This window comes from Bradyrhizobium sp. LB14.3, assembly GCF_040547985.1.
In the GTDB taxonomy this organism is placed as follows: Bacteria; Pseudomonadota; Alphaproteobacteria; order Rhizobiales; family Xanthobacteraceae; genus Bradyrhizobium.
The window spans coordinates 64,144-82,926 of sequence record NZ_JBEPQT010000004.1 but is presented as its reverse complement, the minus strand read 5'-3'; the positions used below and the strand labels follow the sequence as shown (position 1 = coordinate 82,926).

The following is an 18,783-nucleotide window of genomic DNA, read 5'->3' as shown; positions in this document are numbered from 1 at the left end:
CGCACGAGTTGTCCTAACGCGGGCGTGAGCATTGCTTGACCGAACGCAGCCTGACGAGAACCAGAACGCCGAGGACGTCACCGCCCACGGCGATCCGGATCAATTGGCCGATGACAAGCCGGCCGTGCACGGCTGGCGGCCGCTGAACTGGCTGACGCGCGCCGGGCAGTTCTTCTTCGCGCTGTCCTTCTCGAGCCTGACTCGCCGCATCGTCTCGCTCAACCTCGCCGGCCTTGTGGCGCTGGTGGCGAGCATCCTTTATCTGTCGCAGTTCCGCGCCGGCCTGATCGACGCGCGCGCGCAGAGCCTGCTGGTGCAGGCGGAGATCATCGCCGGCGCGATCGCGGCCTCCGCGACGGTGCAGACCAACGCCATCACCATCGATCCCGACCGGCTGCTCGACCTCAAGCCGGGCGAGACCTATGGCGGGTCGGACGAGTATTCGCCGCTGGATTTTCCGATCAATCCGGAGCGCGTGGCGCCGGTGCTGCGCACGCTGATCTCGCCGACCAAGACGCGCGCCCGCATCTACGACCCGAACGGCAGCCTGCTGGTCGACAGCCGCAGCCTCGAGACCGTGGTGCGCTTCCCCCTGCCGTCGGTCTCCGCCGAGAACCCGGGCATCGTCGAACGCGGCATGGTCGCGGTCCGCACCTGGCTGAACCGCGGCGACCTGCCGCTCTATCGCGAGCTCGGGCCCGAGAACGGCAACGGCTATGCGGAGGTGGGCGACGCGCTCCATGGCCAGAAGCGCTCGATGGTGCGGGTCAATTCGCGCGGCGAGGTGATCGTCTCGGTCGCGGTCCCCGTACTGCGCTCGCGCGCCATCCACGGGGCGCTGATGCTGTCGACGCAAGGCGACGACATCGACCAGATGGTCACTGCCGAGCGCCTCGCTATCCTCAAAGTGGGCGGCGTCGCCGCCGCGGTCATGATCATGCTGTCGCTGCTGCTTGCGAGCACGATCGCGGGGCCCGTGCGCCGGCTTGCCGACAGCGCCGAACGCATCCGCCGCCGCATCAATACCCGCGTCGAGATTCCCGACTTCACCCGCCGTCGCGACGAGATCGGCCATCTCTCCGGTGCGCTGCGCGACATGACCAGCGCGCTCTACAGCCGCATCGAGGCGATCGAGATGTTCGCTGCCGACGTCGCGCATGAATTGAAGAACCCGCTGACCTCTTTGCGCTCTGCGGTCGAGACGCTGCCGCTGGCGCGCAACGACAACAGCCGCGCACGCCTGCTCGAAGTGATCGAGCATGACGTCAAGCGGCTCGACCGGTTGATCTCGGACATCTCCGACGCCAGCCGCCTCGATGCCGAACTGCAGCGCCAGGATGCGATCCCGGTCGACCTGCGCCGCCTGCTGACGACGCTCGTCTCCGTCGCCAATGAAACCAAGCTCGGCCATGACGTCGCGGTCGAAACGCGCTTCGAAGGCCGCAGCCCGACCGACAGTTTCGCCGTGACCGGCCACGATTCGCGGCTCGGACAGGTGGTCTCCAACCTGCTCGCCAACGCACAATCCTTCTCCGAGCCCGGCAACAAGGTGCGCCTCACCTGCCGCCGCGTGCGCGGAGAGATCGAGATCGTGGTCGACGACGACGGTCCCGGCATTCGCGACGACGCGCTGCAACGCATCTTCGAGCGCTTCTACACTGACCGACCACATCAGGGCTTTGGCCAGAACTCCGGCCTCGGCCTGTCGATCTCCAAGCAGATCATCGACGCCCATGGCGGACGCATCTGGGCGGAGAACCGCCCTGGCCCGGCGGACGAGGACGGAGCGCCTACCGCTGTCGGCGCGCGCTTCGTGGTGAGGCTGCCGGCACTATGAGCGAGGGCGGCCCCAGCATTCACGCCTCCGCCGTCAAGGTGGGAGATCTGGCGGTGCTGATCCGCGGGCCTTCCGGCTCCGGCAAGTCGCGCCTTGCCTTCGATTTGATCATGGCGGGACGCAGCGGCGTGGTCGAAAGGGCCGTTCTGGTCGGTGACGACCGTGTCCATCTGGCGACAGTCGGCCGCGAAATTGAGGTCCGCCCGAGCAGGACACTGGCCGGCTTGATCGAAATCCGGGGGCTGGGAATCCGCCGCTGCGACTTCGTGGAGCATGCGACCGTCGGCCTCGTGGTCGATCTCGACGCAGCGGACGCGGAGCGGCTGCCAGCGGCCGAATCCCTGAAAACAAGCATTTTAGGTGCCGAAATACCGCGAATCCCGGTTGGCCGCGACTATTCGCCACTTCCTTTGGTTGTCGCCGCCTTGACCACTACCAAGAGTTCATCTTCCGTTAACCCTTCAGGCGATTGTTTGAAGGGAAATGGTAACCATATGAACCCCACACTCGCGACCGAATAGACCGGCGCAGCTCCCCTCATCCATCCGTCTAGATTCAGGGAGATACGCAACATCCCCTCTTGCGCGGGGGCTCTGGATGGTCAAAGTGGCGCGTTCGTGCGGTGCACCAAAAGCGCCCGCGAGGAGTTTTCCGATGATTGGTCTAGTACTTGTGACCCACGGGCGCCTTGCCGACGAATTCAAGGCAGCGCTTGAACATGTCATGGGCCCACAAAAGCAAATCGAAGCGATCACGATCGGCGCCGAAGATGATTCCGATCTCTGTCGAAGCGACATCATAGAAGCGGTTAACCGCGTCGATTCCGGCGACGGCGTCGCGATCCTCACCGACATGTTTGGCGGCACGCCGTCGAACCTCGCAATATCCTGCATGAGCCGGCCGAAGGTCGAAGTGCTCGCGGGCATCAACCTTCCCATGCTGGTGAAGCTCGCCAAGGTACGCGAGGAGCGTCCGCTACCCGACGCGATCGCGATGGCGCAGGAAGCGGGCCGCAAATACGTCACCATCGCCAGCCGCGTGCTCGCCGGCAAATGAGCGACGAGGCGCCGCAAGCCGGGACGGGTGTGCCCGCGGGCGCGATCTCCAAAGACCTCCTGATCATCAACAAGCGCGGCCTGCACGCGCGGGCCTCCGCAAAGTTCGTCCAGGCCGTCGAGCGCTTCAACGCGCAGGTCTGGGTGACGCGCGGCGGCGAGACCGTCGGCGGGACCTCGATCATGGGCCTGATGATGCTCGCCGCTGGTCCTGGCACGACCATCACTGTGGCGGCCGCCGGCGACGATGCCGAAGCCGCACTCGCCGCAATCACCGAGCTCGTTGAAAGCAAATTCAACGAGGAAGGGATTTAGGCGGCTTCGCCTCGATCACTTCCCCGGCGGCGCGATGTAGATATTCCAGCTCATCGACGGACCGGCCTTGCCGTGAGTGAAGCGGCGCGTCGTCATCACGATGCGCTCGGCGTTCGGCGCAACCTCGAACACCCATTTCTCGAACGCCGGCAAGCGACCGTCGGCCGGATCGAACACGCCGATGAAGCCGTATCTCTTGACGTCATCGGGCGAGATCAACCCGGACCCCCAGGCTTCGAGCGGCGTGAACGCGGCCGGATGATCGGGGCTGTAGAACACCATCGGCTGGATCGATTCCATGGTGCCGGCGACGACCGCCCAGCGCGAGGCGAAGCGCGCGTGCCAGGCCTGCGTCAGCTCACGCGCGAGATCCGAGCGCGCGCCATAGGTCGCCGTGTTGCCGGCATTGGCCGCCATCTCGCGCGCGGCGATCCAGGGCGAGGCAGCGAGCGTCGCGACGCTGAGCACGAGCCAGATCGCGACAATGTTGAACAGCGCAGCACTCTGCACCCGCAACGCCGGGATCGCGACCAGCGCGAGCGGCACCAGGAAGAACAGCGAGATGCCCCAGTCGGTCTTCATGTAGATGCTGAAGGCCAGCGCGCCGAGCGCGGGGCCGAATGCGACGATGATCTGGATGATCCAGACGTTGCGCGCCTGCGAAAGGTTCACACCGGGATTCGCGCCGCGCGCCCAGGCCCGCGTGACGATGCGCAAGGGCGCGCGCATGAGCAGCGAGACCCAATGCGGCACAAGGGCCATCGCCAGCGCGGCCAGCGCCACCGGCAATGCCAGCAACGCGAGATTATGCAGGGCATAGCCGGCCACGAGCTGATGCACCTGGCCGCTGTCCTCGAGGCTGTAGGTGTCGCCGGCATAGGTCAGCGGCACGAAATGCGCATCCGCCAGCCAGACGATGTGCGGGATCATCGCCACCACCATCGTCACGATCGCAACCCATGGCGCCGGCGACGACAGGAACCTCATCCGCTCTGGATGGATCAACGCGGCAAACCCGATGGCGCCGATCATGGTCAGCACCCAGTATTTGGTCATCAGCGCCAGCGCGCCGGCAAGTCCGAGCAAGACTCCGGATTGCCAGCTCCGCTTCTCGAACGCATTGAGATAGGCGAGCACGAGAAGCGGCAGAGTGACGAGCTGGAGCAGGTCGGGATTGTACTTGAAACCCTTGAAATTGAAGATCGGGTAGAGCGCGACCATCACCACGACCAGGAACGCGCGCCGCGCATCCACGACGCGCAAAGCGATGAGCCAGCAGATCACCATGCCGACGCTGACGGTCGCCATCGCCAGCGCATAGGTCGCCCAGTCCGTCGGCGGGAATGCCATGAACCAGACGCCGGCGACCCAGCCCGACAGCGGCGGGTGCTTGCCATAGCCCCACAGGAATTTCTGCCCCCAGCCCCAGGCTTCTGCGACGTCCATATGAACGTCCTGCGCAGCCTTCAGGTTGATCAGGATGAAGGTCCAGAGCACCGCATGCAGGATGGCGAGCTGGATCACCAGCCAGAGGCGCGCCTCCGGCCGGGTCGCGCTGGCAACCAGCCAGGCCCGAAAGCGGGCATAGCTCACCCGGGACTTCGCGCGCGCTCGGGCAGACGGGATCGAGGTCGTGGACATGGGCCGTTGCGTAGCGCGTTTTGGCACCTGGTGGAATCAGCTTGGCGTGAACAAAGGCCCTGAAATTACAGCAATATGGTTGCCGCACGGGGATGTGAGTGGTATCCCGCGCCCATGACGACCGTCCCCATTTCCAACATTCGCAATTTCTCCATCGTCGCCCATATCGACCATGGCAAATCGACGCTGGCCGACCGTCTGATCCAGATCACCGGCGGCCTCACCGACCGCGAAATGGCCGGGAAGGAGCAGGTGCTCGATTCCATGGACATCGAGCGCGAGCGCGGCATCACTATCAAGGCGCAGACGGTTCGGCTGAAATACCACGCCAGGGACGGCAAGGATTACATCTTCAACCTGATGGACACGCCGGGCCATGTCGACTTCGCCTACGAAGTCTCGCGGTCGCTGGCGGCCTGCGAGGGTTCCCTGCTGGTGGTCGACGCCAGCCAGGGCGTGGAAGCGCAGACGCTTGCCAACGTCTACCACGCGCTCGACGCCGGTCATGAGATCGTGCCGGTCCTGAACAAGGTCGACCTTCCCGCCGCCGAACCCGAGAAGATCAGGCAGCAGATCGAAGACGTGATCGGCATCGACGCCTCGGACGCCGTGATGATCTCGGCCAAGACGGGCCTCGGCGTTCCCGACGTGCTCGAAGCGATCGTCACTCGCCTGCCACCGCCGAAGGGCGATCGCGACGCCACGCTGAAGGCGTTGCTGGTCGACAGCTGGTACGACGTCTATCTCGGCGTGGTCGTGCTGATCCGCGTCGTCGACGGCGTGATGAAGAAGGGCGGCCGCATCCGCATGATGGGCACGGGTGCTGCCTATGACGTCGAACGCGTCGGCTTCTTCACCCCGAAGATGACGCAGGTCGACGAGCTCGGCCCCGGGGAGATCGGCTTCATCACCGCGGCGATCAAGGAGGTTGCCGACACCCGCGTCGGCGACACCATCACCGACGACAGAAAGCCAATCACCGAAATGCTGCCGGGCTTCAAGCCTGCGATTCCGGTGGTGTTCTGCGGCCTGTTTCCGGTGGATGCCGACGACTTCGAAACGCTGCGCGCCGCGATGGGCAAGCTGCGGCTGAACGACGCCAGCTTCTCGTTCGAAATGGAAACCTCGGCCGCACTCGGCTTCGGCTTCCGCTGCGGCTTCCTCGGCCTGTTGCACCTCGAGATCATCCAGGAGCGGCTGTCGCGCGAGTTCGATCTCAATCTGATCGCAACCGCGCCGAGCGTCATCTACAAGATGAAGCTCAACGACGGCACCGAGATCGAGATTCACAATCCCATCGACATGCCTGATGTGGTCAAGATCGCGGAGATCCAGGAGCCCTGGATCGAGGCCACGATCCTCACCCCCGACGAATATCTCGGCAGCGTGCTGAAACTGTGCCAGGACCGTCGCGGCTCGCAGAAGGAGCTGACCTATGTCGGCTCTCGCGCCATGGTGAAATACGATCTGCCGCTTAACGAAGTCGTGTTCGACTTCTACGACCGCCTGAAATCGGTCTCCAAGGGCTACGCCTCGTTCGACTATCATCTCACCGACTATAAGCCGGCCGATCTCGTCAAGATGCAGATCCTGGTCAACAACGAGCCGGTCGACGCGCTCTCGATGCTGGTCCACCGCACCCGCGCGGAGGGGCGCGGCCGCGCCATGGTCGAGAAGATGAAGGAGCTGATCCCGCCGCACATGTTCCAGATTCCGATCCAGGCGGCGATCGGCGGCAAGGTGATCGCGCGCGAAACCGTTCGCGCCCTGCGCAAGGACGTCACAGCAAAGTGCTATGGCGGCGACATCACCCGTAAGCGAAAACTTCTGGAGAAGCAGAAGGAAGGCAAGAAGAAGATGCGGCAGTTCGGCAAGGTCGACATCCCGCAGGAAGCTTTCATTGCCGCGCTGAAGGTGGATAGCTGAGGCGGGGACTCGGACAGCTCCGATCCGGAACGTTTGGGCCGGACAAAAAAAACGCGAAAACAACCCCATGCACAGTAGCCGACCCATTGTTGGCGTTGCGCTTTTCGCCTTTTACGAATCCGGTTTGACTTGTCGGGCAAAACAGGGGCATGGTGTCATCATCGTAGCGGGTGCAGTCGGCAGAGGGTGATGTCCTATCAAACGACCCCCGTCACGTTTGTGCTCATAGCCCGGATACCTCCAGAAGGCGTCGAAGCGTTTCGAGCCTACGAGGATGCCGTCCTGCCGCTGTTGCCTGAGTTCAATGGATCTCTGGAGCGTCGTCTTCGCAATCCGGACGGCACATCGAGATCCACATCGTGAGCTTCACGTCCGAAGCGGACTTTCAAAACTACCGGAATGATCCCCGGCGGACAGGGCACGCCCGGCTGCTGGAAAAATCGTCCGCGAAGCTGGAATTGCTCCCGATTGCGAACGTCTAGCGCCCGACAATATCTGGCTTGCTGTTGCGTCGCGGCAATCGTACTGAGAGCGCTCGTCGGACCCGAGTTCATCGGGTGGCTCGGCCGGGCGCCCATCCCCCGGAAACCCTCAGCGTAGCGATATCGAAGCTTACCTTTAGGCCGACCGGGCGCCGCCCGTCGCCTCGCTGGTCTTATCGGTTTCAGCAAAATGACGTTCTACCAAACGTTCCGCCGCGAGTGGCTGACAAACGTTTCCACGGACCTGCTCTCCGGTGTTCTCGTCGCGCTGGCGCTAATTCCGGAGGCCATCGGTTTTTCGATTGTCGCGGGCGTCGACCCGAAGGTGGGCCTTTACGCCTCATTCTCGATCGCCTGCGTGACTGCCGTCGTCGGCGGCAGGCCGGCGATGATCTCCGCAGCGACGGCATCGACCGCGGTGCTGATGATCACCCTGGTCCGCGATCACGGCCTTCAGTACCTGTTCGCCGCGACGGTGCTGATGGGACTGATTCAGATCGCCGCAGGGGCCGCGCGGCTTGGTCTGCTCATGAAGTTCGTGTCCCGCTCGGTCATGACCGGATTTGTAAACGCCTTGGCCATTCTCATTTTCATGGCTCAGTTGCCGCAATTGACGCACGTCGGCTGGGAAACCTACGCCATGGTCGGCGCGGGCTTGGCCATCATCTATCTGTTCCCTTACGTCACCAAACGAGTGCCGTCCGCCCTGGTCAGCATCATCGTGCTGACCGCGTTTACGCTGTGGTCCGGTATCAAGCTGCGTACCGTCGGCGACATGGGCGAATTGCCGTCCAGCCTCCCATTCTTCGCGATCCCCCAAGTCCCCTTTACTCTGGAGACCCTGAGGATCATCCTGCCGTACTCGCTGGCGATGGCTGCGGTCGGGCTGCTGGAATCGCTTCTGACGGCTTCGATCGTCGACGACATGACCGATACCGGCAGCAATAAGAACCGGGAATGCGTAGGCCAGGGCGTCGCCAACTTCGTCACCGGCTTCCTCGGTGCAATGGGCGGATGCGCCATGATCGGGCAATCGGTCATCAACGTCACCGCCGGCGCGCGCACCCGTCTATCAACGTTCTTCGCCGGCGCCTTCCTGCTGTTCCTGATCGTTGTCCTTGGCGAGTGGGTGAAGCAGATACCGATGGCCGCGCTCGTAGCCGTGATGATCATGGTCTCGATCAGCACGTTCAACTGGTCGTCCCTCGTTAACCTGCGGTCCCATCCCCTAAGTTCGAGCGTCGTGATGTTGGCCACTGTCGTCGTGGTTGTGGCGACCGGCGATCTGTCGATGGGCGTGCTCACGGGCGTCGTGCTCAGCGGCGTGTTCTTCGCCGGCAAGGTGGCACGCCTGCTCGGGATCGAAACGGAACTTTCCGAAGACGGACGCGAGATCACTTACTTCGTGACGGGGCAGGTGTTTTTCGCCTCCTCCAACCGTCTCGTCGATGCCTTCGACTACCTCGATGTGCCGAGCCGGGTCCGAATCGACGTCAGCGACGCACATTTCTGGGACATCACTGCCATCGGAGCACTGGATGACATCGTACTCAAGCTTCGTCGCCACGGCGCCGAAGTCGAAATCATCGGACTCAACCAGGCCAGCGCCACGATGGTCGAACGCTTCGGTACGCACCATAAGCCAGGTGCGCGGCCGAAAGCCGTCCATTGATGGAAGCACGATGTTGCCCGACTGGGTCAAGTCGGACTCACCGCATCAATCGGCGGATAGGTTGAGCCCTGGCAAAACCCGTTACCCTGATGGGCGGAGCAGTAATTCTTGTTAGATCGATCCGATCGTAAGGCTGAAGCTTGATGGGTTTCGCTTTCGCTCTCCCCGTCCTACGCGCTACATCAGTGACGGCTTAAGTTGCCTTCTGGCCCCAGCTAAAGGCCGGGTAGGCCGGGGGGGGCGGCTTGTGCGTCCGTGACGCCTGCTCGAACGCGTTGGCCAGACGCAGCAGCTTGTGCTCGCTCCAGGCACGGCCGGCGAAGGTGACGCCGAGCGGATAGTCCGGCGTGTCTTGTCGTCGGCCCCCGAGACGAAGCCTCCAGGCACCATGACGCTGGGATAACCTGCTTTGGCAGCGATCGGGGCGCCCATAGCGCCGGGGAATAGGACAGCATCAAGCTTGTGCTGGTTCATGTAGGCATCCAAGCCGCGCGTCCTGGCGGTGAGCAGATCCATGGCGCGTGCGGATTTGTATTCGCGCTCGCTGAGATCGCCCCTGGTCGCATTGGCGGCGAGCAACAGGTCCTGGCCGAAACGCAGCGCCTTTTCGGCGTTATCGTCGTTGAAGGCCACGATGTCGGCGATCGTCTTGATGTCGGTCTTGATCGCCCAATCCCTCAGATAGAGATTGACGTCATGCTTCAGCTCGTAGAGGAAGACGATCCGCTGCGCGACCGGATTGCCCTTGTTGGCGCTCAGCGGATTGCGATTGAGCACGGCCATGATCGTGCCTGGTCCGTTCATCCAGCCGGCGGTCGGCATGCTGGCGCGCACAATGACGGCGCCGAGGTCCTCCAGCACCATGATCACGTCGGCCATCAGCCTGGTCCCGTCGGGTGGCAACTTGCCGTAGTAGCAATCGTTCAGCGGGTCGGCGGGGTCGCTCGGCACACCGATGCGCGCACCCTTTAACGCATCCCGCGCGAGATCGGCGGTGTAATCGGCCGGCCTGCGCTGCCGCTCCGTCACCGGATCGAGCGGGTCCTTTGCGGCCAGCACGTTCAGCAGCATCGCCGCGTCTCGCACGGTGCGCGTCATCGGCCCTGCTGTGTCCTGGCTGTGCGAGATCGGCACGATGCCGGCTCGGCTGATCAGTCCGACCGTCGGCTTCACGGTGACGAGGCCATTCCGGCTCGCCGGATGCAGCAGGGAGCCGGAGGTCTCGGTGCCAATAGAGGCTGCACACAGACCTGCCGCCACGGCGACCGCCGAACCCGAGCTCGATCCGCCCGGGTCCACGAGCGGGATACCGCGATCGTCGGCGAGCGCCGGTACGTAGGGATTCCTGACCTGACCGCCCAGCGACGAATAGCCCGAGGGCATGTCGATCGCGAGGATGTTGGCGAACTCCGTCAGGTTTGCCTTGCCCAGGATCACCGCGCCGGCGTCCCTCAGCAGCTTGACAATCGTGGCATCGTCCCTGGCGCGCGCCCCCTCCAGCGCCAGCGAGCCGGCTGTCGTCGGCTGCCTGTCGCCGGTCGCGATGTTGTCTTTCACTAGGATCGGTACGCCAGCCAGCGGCCGCTTGGCCGATGGCACGATGCCATCTAACTTGCGGGCGATCATGAGCGCGTCGGGATTGAGCTCGCGCACGGAGTTGAGCATGGGCCCACCACGGTCGTAGGCATCAATGCGCGCCAGATAGGTTTTAGCCAGCGCCGTAGCGGTGGCCCGTCCACTGGTCAAAGCATTGATGATATCGCTCATGGGTGCGTCATGGAGCTTTGGCTCAGCCTGCTCCTCGACGCTTGTGGAAGCCGCGGCAGGCCGAACATCGCGGCGGGTTGGCTCCTTCATGACGTGCCTCGTGGGCGGCCTCCCAGGATTGTGCTACAGACGGTAGCATCAACTCTGGTTGCGCGACAAGCTGATTGCCAATCTGGGACGCAGGCGTCAGTCATTCTCAAGGGCTTCAGTGGAGCGATCCGTGGAATGCACGATCCGGCTGGCACGTGAAGATGACGCCGCTGCCATCAGCGCGGTCATTTTGCGGGCGCTGCGCGAAACCAACGCGAAGGACTATACGGGCGAGACCATCGAAAGGGTCGAGCGCAGCTTCAGTCCAGAGGTTGTGCTCCAACTGATCGGGAAGCGCACCGTCTTTGTCGCCGCCATTGGCAGCCGCGTCGTTGGAACAGCAAGCCTCGACGGTAGCGTCGTTCGTACGGTGTTCGTGGCTCCCGATGTTCAGGCCCGAGGTATCGGCAGGCTGTTGATGGCCGAAATCGAGCGCACGGCGTGCGCGCGAAACATTCCCTCGCTGACTGTTCCTGCTTCTGTCACCGCCGAAACTTTCTAAGCACGACTCGGCTTCAACGCCGTACGCGATAGCTACCATGGTGACGAACGCACGATCATCATGGAGCGAGTGCTCGATGACCCGTGCTAAGTCCGGTCCACGCCATCAAGATCGGGACGCAAGACACTTCGCGCGATCGCGCGCCCCGAAATGACAACCGCACCACCTTGATCCTCCCTGCCAAATAGACCACCATCGCGTCTTACCGCTCACGGCAGAATGGGCGAGGAAAACGCACATGAACGCAACTCCCGGAGTTGGCCTTGTCGAACGTGCCCGCGCACTTGCGCCGCTCATTTCGGGCGAAGCTGACGCGATCGAGCGGACGCGGCGGCTGACCGCTCCCGTCGTCTCGGCACTGATCGAGAACGGGCTCTACCGCGCACTGCTGCCGCAAAGCCTCGGCGGCGCTGAAGCTGCACCGGAAGCCTTCATGCAGATGCTGGAGGAGATCGCGAAGGCGGATGCCTCCACGGCTTGGTGTCTCGGCCAGTGCACGGTCTGCGCCATGATCGCAGCTTCGCTCGACCGCGATACCGCGCGGGAGATCTTCAACGCGGGCCCCGGCATCCTCGCCTGGGGCGCGATTGCACATGAGGCGCGGGCGGTCGAGGGCGGCTACCGCGTCACGGCGCGCTGGGACTTTGCCTCGGGCTCGCGGCAGGCGAGCTGGCTGGGGGCGCATGTCCGCATCGTCGGTGCTGACGGGACGCCGCGCAAGAATGCCGATGGCTCGCCGGAGGTGCGGACTATCTTGTTTCCGGTGGCAAGCGCGACGCTTTATGACGTTTGGCAGGCGATCGGGCTCACCGGGACCGGCACCGACTCGTACGAGGTGAGCGACCTCTTCATCCCCGAGCGTTTCACGGCGTTTCGTGACGTGCCGTCCGCGCTGCGCGAGACCGGCCCGCTCTACAGGATCGGCACCGGCTCGACCTTCAGCCTCGGCTTTGCCGCGGTCTCGCTCGGCGTGGCGCGCGCCACGCTGGATGCGGCAATCGCGCTGGCACGTGGAAAGCATCCGTCGCTGGCCGCGCACACCATGCGCGACAACCAGGCGGTCCAGGGCCTGATCGGCCGCACCGAGGGCGATTTGCGCGCCGCGCGCGCCTATCTCTATGCAACGGCGAATGCGATGTGGCGCGATCTCAGCGCGAGCGGCGAGTTCAGCACGGCACATCGCAGCGCCGTCAGGCTGGCTGCGACCTGGACCATCCATCAATCGGCGCGCGTGGTCGACACCGCCTATCACATGGCGGGTGCGACCGCGGTATTCCGCAGCAATCCGTTCGAGCGGCGGTTTCGCGACATGCACGCCATCGCCCAGCAGATCCAGGCGCGCGACACGCATTACGAGGACGTCGGCAAGGCGATCCTAGCCGAAAACCGATAGTCTCAGGCGAATGAAGCTGCGGCGCTTTGTCTCGCGCTATGACGGATGACCAATGCTCCATGCGCTCACTGCATTGAGTCATGCAAAAGGATGGCAACGAATCCGTTGAAACACGGAGGACGTGCCAGCCTTGTTGTTAAGCAATTTCTGGGACCTTCCGCAAAAGCAAGATTTGGAAATGCCTGGGAATTTTCGATGTTCAAACTCAAGTCGATTGCCGCCCGCCTGATTCTCGCCATCGCGCTCACCGTTGCGGTGGCCTGCGCCATTCTCTCCGGCTTCTCGATCACCCAGCAGCGGGCGCTGACGCGGCTCGCGCTCGATCAGCAGCTCAAGTTGCAATATGAAAGCGTGATTGCCGCGATCGACTATGAAGGACGCGCCGCGCTGGCAGTCTCCACCGTGATCGCGGCCCTGCCGCCGGTCGGCGATGCCATCGCCAAGGGCGACCGCGACAGTCTCCTCACGCTGCTCGGCGACGCCAACAAGGCGCTGAAGGCGCAGGGCATCCCGCTGATCACCTTCCAGCTGCCGCCGGCGATCTCCTTCGTCCGCGTCCACGCGCCCAAGACTTTCGGCGACGACGTTTCCGCCCGCCGCGCCACCGTGGTCGAGGCGCTCAAGACCGGTCGGCAGATCGTCGGCGTCGAGCCGGGCCGCGAGGCGCTCGGCATCTTCGGCATGACGCCGATCGTGCGCGACGGCAAGAACCTGGCCAATGTCGACGTCGGCGCCGCCTTCGGCAAGGAATTCGTCGACCGCGCCAAAAAGCGTTTCGGCATCGACCTTGCCGTCTACTCCGTCGACGGCAAGAATTTGAACAAGCTGTCCTCCACCTTCGGCGAGAACGCGGTCGCCAAGCCCGACGAATTGAAAGCCGCGATCGACGGCGCGCCGCTGCTGCGCGAAGCCGAGCTCGACGGTCATCCAGTCGCCGTCTACGCCGGGCCGATCAAGAACTACGCCGGCGCGCCGGTCGGCGTCCTTGAAATCATCAAGGACACGACGGAATACGAGGTCGCTTTCGCTGCCGCGGAACGCAATCTGATCCTCGGCACGGTCGCGATCCTCGCTGCCGCCATCGTGCTGGCGTTCCTGCTCGGCCGCGGCCTGTCGCGGCCGCTTGCCGCGATCACCTCGGTCATGAACCGGCTATCAAGCGGCGATACCAGCGTCACCATTCCCGGGAGCGAACGCCGGGACGAGCTTGGCACCATGGCCAAGGCGGTTGACGTGTTCCGCCGCAACATGCTTGAGGCAGAGGCAATGCGCGAGGCGCAGGAGGCCGACAAGGCCCGGGCCGAGATGGAGAAACAGGCGCTGCAGCGCCAGATGGCCGATCGTTTTGAGGCCGACGTCAAGGGCGTGGTGTCGGCCGTCGCAAAGGCGACCGAAGGCATGCAACACGTCGCCGGCGAGATCACCACGAGCGTCAACGGCACCTCGCAGCGTGCTTCCGCCGCGGCGACAGCCTCCGAGGAGGCCTCGACCAGCGTCAATGCGGTCGCTGCGGCGACCGAGGAGCTGGCCTCATCGGTGAACGAGATCGGTCGCCAGGTCACCCATTCCAGTCAGGTCGCGAGCGGCGCGGTGATCAAGGCCACCGAAACGACGGCGATGGTCACGAGCCTCGCCGCCGCAGCCGAGCGCATCGGCGACGTGCTGCGGCTGATCAGCGAGATCGCAAGCCAGACCAATCTGCTGGCGCTCAACGCCACGATCGAGGCGGCGCGTGCGGGCGAAGCCGGCCGCGGCTTCGCGGTGGTCGCCGCCGAAGTAAAGGGGCTCGCCAGCCAGACCGCGAAGGCCACCGACGAGATCGCAAGCCAGGTGACCGCGATCCAGGCCGCGACCGGCAATTGCGTCACGGCGATTTCAGGGATCAGCGACACCATCCGCGAGATCAGCGGCATTACCACCACCATCGCCGCTGCAGTCGAAGAGCAGGGCTCGGCGACGCGGGAGATCGCCCGCAGCGTGCAGCAGGCGTCCGCCGGCACCACCGACGTCTCGGCCAATGTCGCCGGCGCAAGCCAGTCCGCCGACCAGTCGCGCGCACTGGCCAGCAATGTCATGGTCGCTTCGGGTGAACTCGGCCAGCACGCCTCCGCGCTTCGGCAGAGCGTCGACACCTTCCTCGCGGGCCTGCGCGGCGCCGCCTAGCTCACAAAGTGTCGTTCTGCACGTTGCTCGCCACCGTCAAGGCGCCGAACAGCAGGGCCATCGCCAGCATCCAGTCGAGCAGAACGGCTTTCAGCCGCCGCGAGAAGCGGGCATAGGGCGGTCCGGGCGTCAGGGTTGAGGCGTCAGAGGCCATGGCAATGTCGCATCCGCTCGTCCGATCCAGCCATAAGACGCCGGCGGACGGCTCAAGGTTCGACCGTACCAGACTGCAGCATCACGCCACCAGCGCGGCGTCCTCGTCCAATCCGTCGATGCCGCGCTGCGCGGCCAGCAGGCTGACGATCTCGGCGTTCGGCCGGGCCTTGCTGAACAGAAAACCCTGACCTTCGTCGCAGCCTTCGGCCCGGAGGCAGCTCAGCTCGGCTTCGGTCTCGACACCCTCGGCGGTGATGATGACGCCGAGCCCCTTGCCGAGGCTGACGATGGAGCGGATGATCGCCTGGGCCTCGCGGTTGGCGCCGAGATCGCGCACGAAGGATTGGTCGATCTTGATCTTGTCGAAGGGAAAGCTGCGCAAATAGCTGAGGCTGGAATAGCCGGTGCCGAAATCGTCCATCGAGATGCGCACGCCGAGCGCGCGCAGCGCATGCAGCGTCGCCAGCACCTGGGCGCTCTTCTCCAAAAGCAGCGTCTCGGTGATCTCGAGCTCGAGCCGCCGCGGCGGCAGGCCGGAATGCTTCAGCGCGTCCGTCACCACCGAAAGCAGATTGCCGCTGCGGAACTGCAGCGGCGACAGATTGACGGCGACGCGGACGTCGTCCGGCCAAGTCGCGGCGTCCAGGCACGCCCGGCGCAGCATCAAGCCGCCGAGCGGGTTGATCAGCCCGGTTTCTTCCGCCACCGGAATGAACTCGGCCGGCGAGACCATGCCGCGCTCGGCATGCGGCCAGCGCACCAACGCCTCGAAGCCGGTGATGCGGCCGCTCTGGAGGTCGATCAGCGGCTGGTAGTACGGACGCAGCACGTCGCTCTGGATCGCGTCGCGCAGCTCGACCTCGATCTTGCGCCGGCCCTGCGCTTTGGCGTCGAGCGCGGCCTCGAAGAACGCAAACGTGCCGCGCGCATCCAGCTTGGCGCGCGACAGCGCCATGCCGGCGCTCTTGAGCAGCTTTTCGGAATCATCGCCGTCGCCCGGAGCCATCGCGATGCCGATGGAAGCGCCGATCACCACGGAATGGCCGTCGAGCAGATAGGGATCGGCGATGGCTTCAAGCAGGCGCTTCGCCAGCAACACCGCATCCTCGGGCCGCGTCAGGCCGCTCTGCACGATCGCGAACTCGTCCGAGTTCAGCCGGGCCAGCGCGTCTTCCTCGCGCAAGGTCGAGCGCAGCCGCTTGCCGACGCCGCGCAAGAGCTTGTCGCCGACCGCGTGTCCCAGCGCGTCGTTGACCGCCTTGAAATTGTCGAGCCCCAGCATCAGCAGCGCGACCTTGTCGGTGCTGCGGCGGGTGTGCAGCAGTATCTCGTCGACCTGCTGGCGCAGCAAATTGCGGTTGGGCAGGCCGGTCAGGCCGTCATGCTGCGCCATGAAGGCGAGCCGCGCCTCGGCGCGTTTGCGCTCGGTGATGTCCATCAGCGCCAGCAGCACCGCGGGCCGCTCGGCATAGGTCAGTTCGCGCGAGTAGATCGCAAGATCGATCAGCGCGCCGTCGGCCTTGACGTGCTTCCAGGTGCGCCCGGCGTGCTCCTCGCCGGTCGGGTCGGAGGTCCAAGGCGGCTCGCTCTCGAAAGCCTGCAGGGAGCGGATTTTCAGCAGCTCGAACTCGGCGCGGCTGTAGCCGTAATGGGCGACCGCCGCATCGTTGACGCTGAGGATACGCTCATCGTCCAGCGCGCAGACGATCATGGGGACGGGATTGCCGTCGAACAGCAGGCGGAACGAGGCCTCGCGCTGCTTCAACTCGGTGATATCGACGCGCAGGCCGACGACGCCGCCGTCGTCGGTCAGCCGCTCGTCGATCAGGATGACGCGACCGTCCGCCAGCTTCTGCTCGTGGCGCGCGCCGGGCTGATAGAGTTTTTGCAGCCGCTCGGCGATCCAGTCTTCCTCGTGGCCGGCAGCCTCGGGATAGTCGCCGCGGGCGACACCAATGCGCAGCGTGTCTTCGAGACGCGCGCCTTCTTCGAACAGATCGGCGGTCTTGCTGTAGATCTCGGCGTATTGCTTGTTCCAGAGGACGTAGCGGCCCTCGGCATCGAGAAATACGATGCCCTGCGGCAGGATCTCGATGGCCTGGCGCAGACGCTCATGGGATTTGCGCGCTTCCGCGATCGCGGCTTCCGCCTCGGCGCGGCTGCGCAGAACCTCGTCGCGTTCGGACGGAGGACGAGGCGCGCGCGCAAAACGCGGCTTGCGCGGGTGCAGGCCGAGCCTGCCAAGCACGCTCCCCTTCCGCTTTTTTGGTTTTCGAGACCCCGAACTCAACTTCACTCGTCCCAGTCGCACTCAGCGACCGCAAGGTGTGGAGCAAGTGTCTGAAAAAAAGGTAATCTTGGGTAGTTCGACGGTTGGACGCACGGACTGGCGGCCACAAGAAGTCAGCCGTTATTGCCCGTTTGCAAGGCGCGGCAGCGCCGACGGGCGCGCCAAGCGCATCGCATCGTCGCCATTGGAGAACGAGATGGCGCAAAAATTACGCGCTGCCTTGAATTATTTCCGGGATCGCGCGCGATTGCATGCAGAGCGGAGTGAGTATGCGTCCTCCGCACGAATTTTGGCCAATGCATGAGAGGGTTATCGCGCCGTTAAAAACGACCAGCTCCGCGCGGGGAAGTGCGACTTTCGGACGATATTTTGGCCGAAGGACTGTTTCTTAACCCCGACGCGGTGTTGGGCTATAAGGATGCCAGCATGAGTCCCCGCCGCCTCACCCCCCTCCTGCTCGTCATGACGCTCCTGGCCGCCGGCGACGCGCTGGCCCAGGACAAAGGCAGCGTGACCCCGAAACCGCTGCCGCCGCTCACCAATCCCAACGATCCCAGTATCGGCGCCAGGGAGCTGTTCGCGCGAAAGCTGCTGCCGTCGAGGGGACCGGCCCATGTCATCGGCTCCTACGTCAAGGGCTGCATCGGCGGCGCCGAGCAGATGCCGCTCAACGGCGACAATTGGCAGGTGATGCGACTGTCGCGTAACCGCAGCTACGGTCACCCCGCGATGATCGCGCTGATCAAGCGCCTCGCGGCCAGGGTGCACAAGGACGTGGGATGGCCGGGCATTTTGGTCGGCGACATCGGCCAGCCGCGCGGCGGGCCGGCGCTGTCAGGCCATGCCAGTCACCAGATCGGCCTCGACGCCGATATCTGGCTGACGCCGATGCCGGACCGTCGTTTGTCGCGCGAGGAGCGTGAGGAGATGTCGGCGGTGATGATGGTGAGGCAGGACCGGCTCGACATCGATCCAAAAGTGTTCACGCCAGGCCATGTGCTGGTGCTGCGAGACGCGGCGCGGGAGCCGGCGGTGCAGCGCATTTTCGTCAATGCCGCGATCAAGAAGGCGCTGTGCCGTGAGGCCAAGGGCGACCGTTCCTGGCTGTCGAAGATACGGCCGTGGTGGGGCCACGACTATCACTTCCATATCCGCATGCGCTGCCCGGCGGGCGCGGGCGAATGCGAAGGCCAGTCCTCGCAATCCGAGGACGAGGGCTGCAAGCCCTCCGATCTCGCTTACTGGTTCAGCGACGGCGTGCTGCACCCCAAGCCGCCGCCGGAGCCACCGAAGCCGAAACCGCCGATGACGCTGGCGCAGATGCCGGCGGCCTGCAAAGTGGTGCTGCATGCGAGGGACGCGAAGCCTTAGCCGGCTGTCCTCCTCGCCTTGCGGGATCGGAGCTGGATCGGACCAAACGTCGGCTTTGACCTGTTTCGCCAGCCTGTTATGGTCGCACCAGCGATCGCTTGCCGGACCGTAAGTCCGGCGGGC

Annotated in this window: 15 protein-coding genes and 1 other annotated feature; of the genes, 11 read left to right on the top strand and 4 right to left on the bottom strand. The window is 64.5% G+C overall.

Features of this window, described 5'->3' with window-relative positions; translation table 11 throughout:
* Positions 1-31 precede the first annotated feature (31 nt).
* From ABIB00_RS10485 to ABIB00_RS10470, 4 genes are all read left to right on the top strand, one after another.
* Positions 32-1,837 (top strand): sensor histidine kinase, encoded by a 1,806-nt coding sequence (locus ABIB00_RS10485; protein WP_354104262.1) that lies wholly within the window; start codon positions 32-34, stop codon positions 1,835-1,837.
* On the top strand, positions 1,834-2,358 hold the full coding sequence (locus tag ABIB00_RS10480) for an HPr kinase/phosphorylase (RefSeq protein WP_247348698.1): 525 nt from the start codon (positions 1,834-1,836) through the stop codon (positions 2,356-2,358). The genes ABIB00_RS10485 and ABIB00_RS10480 overlap by 4 nt, the downstream gene beginning before the upstream one ends.
* Before the next feature lie 133 nt (positions 2,359-2,491).
* A complete protein-coding gene (locus ABIB00_RS10475) occupies positions 2,492-2,893 on the top strand; it encodes a PTS sugar transporter subunit IIA (RefSeq protein ID WP_007597752.1) in 402 nt (133 codons plus the stop codon).
* Entirely contained in the window at positions 2,890-3,207 is a 318-nt protein-coding gene (locus ABIB00_RS10470; RefSeq protein ID WP_247445378.1) for an HPr family phosphocarrier protein, read from the top strand. Before ABIB00_RS10475 ends, ABIB00_RS10470 begins: the two co-directional genes overlap by 4 nt.
* A gap of 15 nt (positions 3,208-3,222) precedes the next feature.
* On the opposite strand, the gene ABIB00_RS10465 is transcribed toward ABIB00_RS10470, so the two are convergent.
* The gene (locus tag ABIB00_RS10465; protein ID WP_354104261.1) at positions 3,223-4,848 is read right to left on the bottom strand and encodes a glycosyltransferase family 39 protein; all 1,626 of its coding nucleotides are present in this window, start codon (positions 4,846-4,848) and stop codon (positions 3,223-3,225) included.
* Positions 4,849-4,962: 114 nt separating this feature from the next.
* Between ABIB00_RS10465 and lepA the strand changes: the two genes are divergently transcribed.
* Positions 4,963-6,774, top strand: coding sequence for a translation elongation factor 4 (gene lepA, locus ABIB00_RS10460; RefSeq protein ID WP_354104260.1), 1,812 nt, complete (start codon positions 4,963-4,965; stop codon positions 6,772-6,774).
* Between the two features lie 537 nt (positions 6,775-7,311).
* Positions 7,312-7,365: a sequence feature (sul1 is cis-regulatory element that is thought to sense ions involved in sulfur or methionine metabolism; They are found in Alphaproteobacteria), on the top strand.
* A gap of 81 nt (positions 7,366-7,446) precedes the next feature.
* Complete coding sequence (locus ABIB00_RS10455) at positions 7,447-8,928, top strand: SulP family inorganic anion transporter (protein ID WP_354104259.1); 1,482 nt, start codon at positions 7,447-7,449, stop codon at positions 8,926-8,928.
* 177 nt (positions 8,929-9,105) lie between these two features.
* Here the strand turns inward: ABIB00_RS10455 and ABIB00_RS10450 are convergent, their stop codons facing one another.
* Positions 9,106-10,695, bottom strand: a complete 1,590-nt coding sequence (locus tag ABIB00_RS10450; protein WP_354104258.1) for an amidase family protein — start codon at positions 10,693-10,695, stop codon at positions 9,106-9,108.
* A 220-nt stretch (positions 10,696-10,915) separates the two neighbouring features.
* Here ABIB00_RS10450 and ABIB00_RS10445 point away from each other — a divergent pair, with 220 nt between their 5' ends.
* The 3 genes from ABIB00_RS10445 to ABIB00_RS10435 all read left to right on the top strand — a co-directional run bounded on the left by ABIB00_RS10445 (position 10,916) and on the right by ABIB00_RS10435 (position 14,843).
* A complete protein-coding gene (locus ABIB00_RS10445; protein WP_354104257.1) occupies positions 10,916-11,287 on the top strand; it encodes a GNAT family N-acetyltransferase in 372 nt (123 codons plus the stop codon).
* 238 nt (positions 11,288-11,525) lie between these two features.
* On the top strand, positions 11,526-12,680 hold the full coding sequence (locus tag ABIB00_RS10440) for an acyl-CoA dehydrogenase family protein (protein ID WP_354104256.1): 1,155 nt from the start codon (positions 11,526-11,528) through the stop codon (positions 12,678-12,680).
* Positions 12,681-12,875: 195 nt separating this feature from the next.
* Positions 12,876-14,843 carry a methyl-accepting chemotaxis protein gene (locus ABIB00_RS10435; protein WP_354104255.1) on the top strand — a complete coding sequence of 656 codons (1,968 nt, stop codon included), beginning with the start codon at positions 12,876-12,878 and terminating at the stop codon, positions 14,841-14,843.
* 1 nt (position 14,844) lies between these two features.
* Here ABIB00_RS10435 and ABIB00_RS10430 read toward each other — a convergent pair whose 3' ends face one another.
* Positions 14,845-14,997, bottom strand: coding sequence for a hypothetical protein (locus tag ABIB00_RS10430; RefSeq protein ID WP_354104254.1), 153 nt, complete (start codon positions 14,995-14,997; stop codon positions 14,845-14,847).
* An 81-nt stretch (positions 14,998-15,078) separates the two neighbouring features.
* A complete protein-coding gene (locus ABIB00_RS10425) occupies positions 15,079-17,247 on the bottom strand; it encodes a putative bifunctional diguanylate cyclase/phosphodiesterase (protein ID WP_354104253.1) in 2,169 nt (722 codons plus the stop codon).
* Between the two features lie 88 nt (positions 17,248-17,335).
* On the opposite strand from ABIB00_RS10425, the gene ABIB00_RS10420 reads away from it, so the two are divergent.
* Both ABIB00_RS10420 and mepA read left to right on the top strand, forming a co-directional pair.
* Positions 17,336-17,593, top strand: a complete 258-nt coding sequence (locus ABIB00_RS10420) for a hypothetical protein (RefSeq protein WP_354104252.1) — start codon at positions 17,336-17,338, stop codon at positions 17,591-17,593.
* Between the two features lie 122 nt (positions 17,594-17,715).
* On the top strand, positions 17,716-18,660 hold the full coding sequence (gene mepA / locus ABIB00_RS10415; RefSeq protein WP_354104251.1) for a penicillin-insensitive murein endopeptidase: 945 nt from the start codon (positions 17,716-17,718) through the stop codon (positions 18,658-18,660).
* Positions 18,661-18,783 lie beyond the last annotated feature (123 nt).

Coding starts and splice junctions, on each gene's coding strand:
- ABIB00_RS10480 (WP_247348698.1), top strand. CDS start 1,834: ATGAGCGAGGGCGGCCCCAGCATTCACGCCTCCGCCGTCAAGGTGGGA.
- ABIB00_RS10475 (WP_007597752.1), top strand. CDS start 2,492: ATGATTGGTCTAGTACTTGTGACCCACGGGCGCCTTGCCGACGAATTC.
- ABIB00_RS10470 (WP_247445378.1), top strand. CDS start 2,890: ATGAGCGACGAGGCGCCGCAAGCCGGGACGGGTGTGCCCGCGGGCGCG.
- ABIB00_RS10465 (WP_354104261.1), bottom strand. CDS start 4,848: ATGTCCACGACCTCGATCCCGTCTGCCCGAGCGCGCGCGAAGTCCCGG.
- lepA (WP_354104260.1), top strand. CDS start 4,963: ATGACGACCGTCCCCATTTCCAACATTCGCAATTTCTCCATCGTCGCC.
- ABIB00_RS10455 (WP_354104259.1), top strand. CDS start 7,447: ATGACGTTCTACCAAACGTTCCGCCGCGAGTGGCTGACAAACGTTTCC.
- ABIB00_RS10450 (WP_354104258.1), bottom strand. CDS start 10,695: ATGAGCGATATCATCAATGCTTTGACCAGTGGACGGGCCACCGCTACG.
- ABIB00_RS10440 (WP_354104256.1), top strand. CDS start 11,526: ATGAACGCAACTCCCGGAGTTGGCCTTGTCGAACGTGCCCGCGCACTT.
- ABIB00_RS10435 (WP_354104255.1), top strand. CDS start 12,876: ATGTTCAAACTCAAGTCGATTGCCGCCCGCCTGATTCTCGCCATCGCG.
- ABIB00_RS10430 (WP_354104254.1), bottom strand. CDS start 14,997: ATGGCCTCTGACGCCTCAACCCTGACGCCCGGACCGCCCTATGCCCGC.
- mepA (WP_354104251.1), top strand. CDS start 17,716: ATGAGTCCCCGCCGCCTCACCCCCCTCCTGCTCGTCATGACGCTCCTG.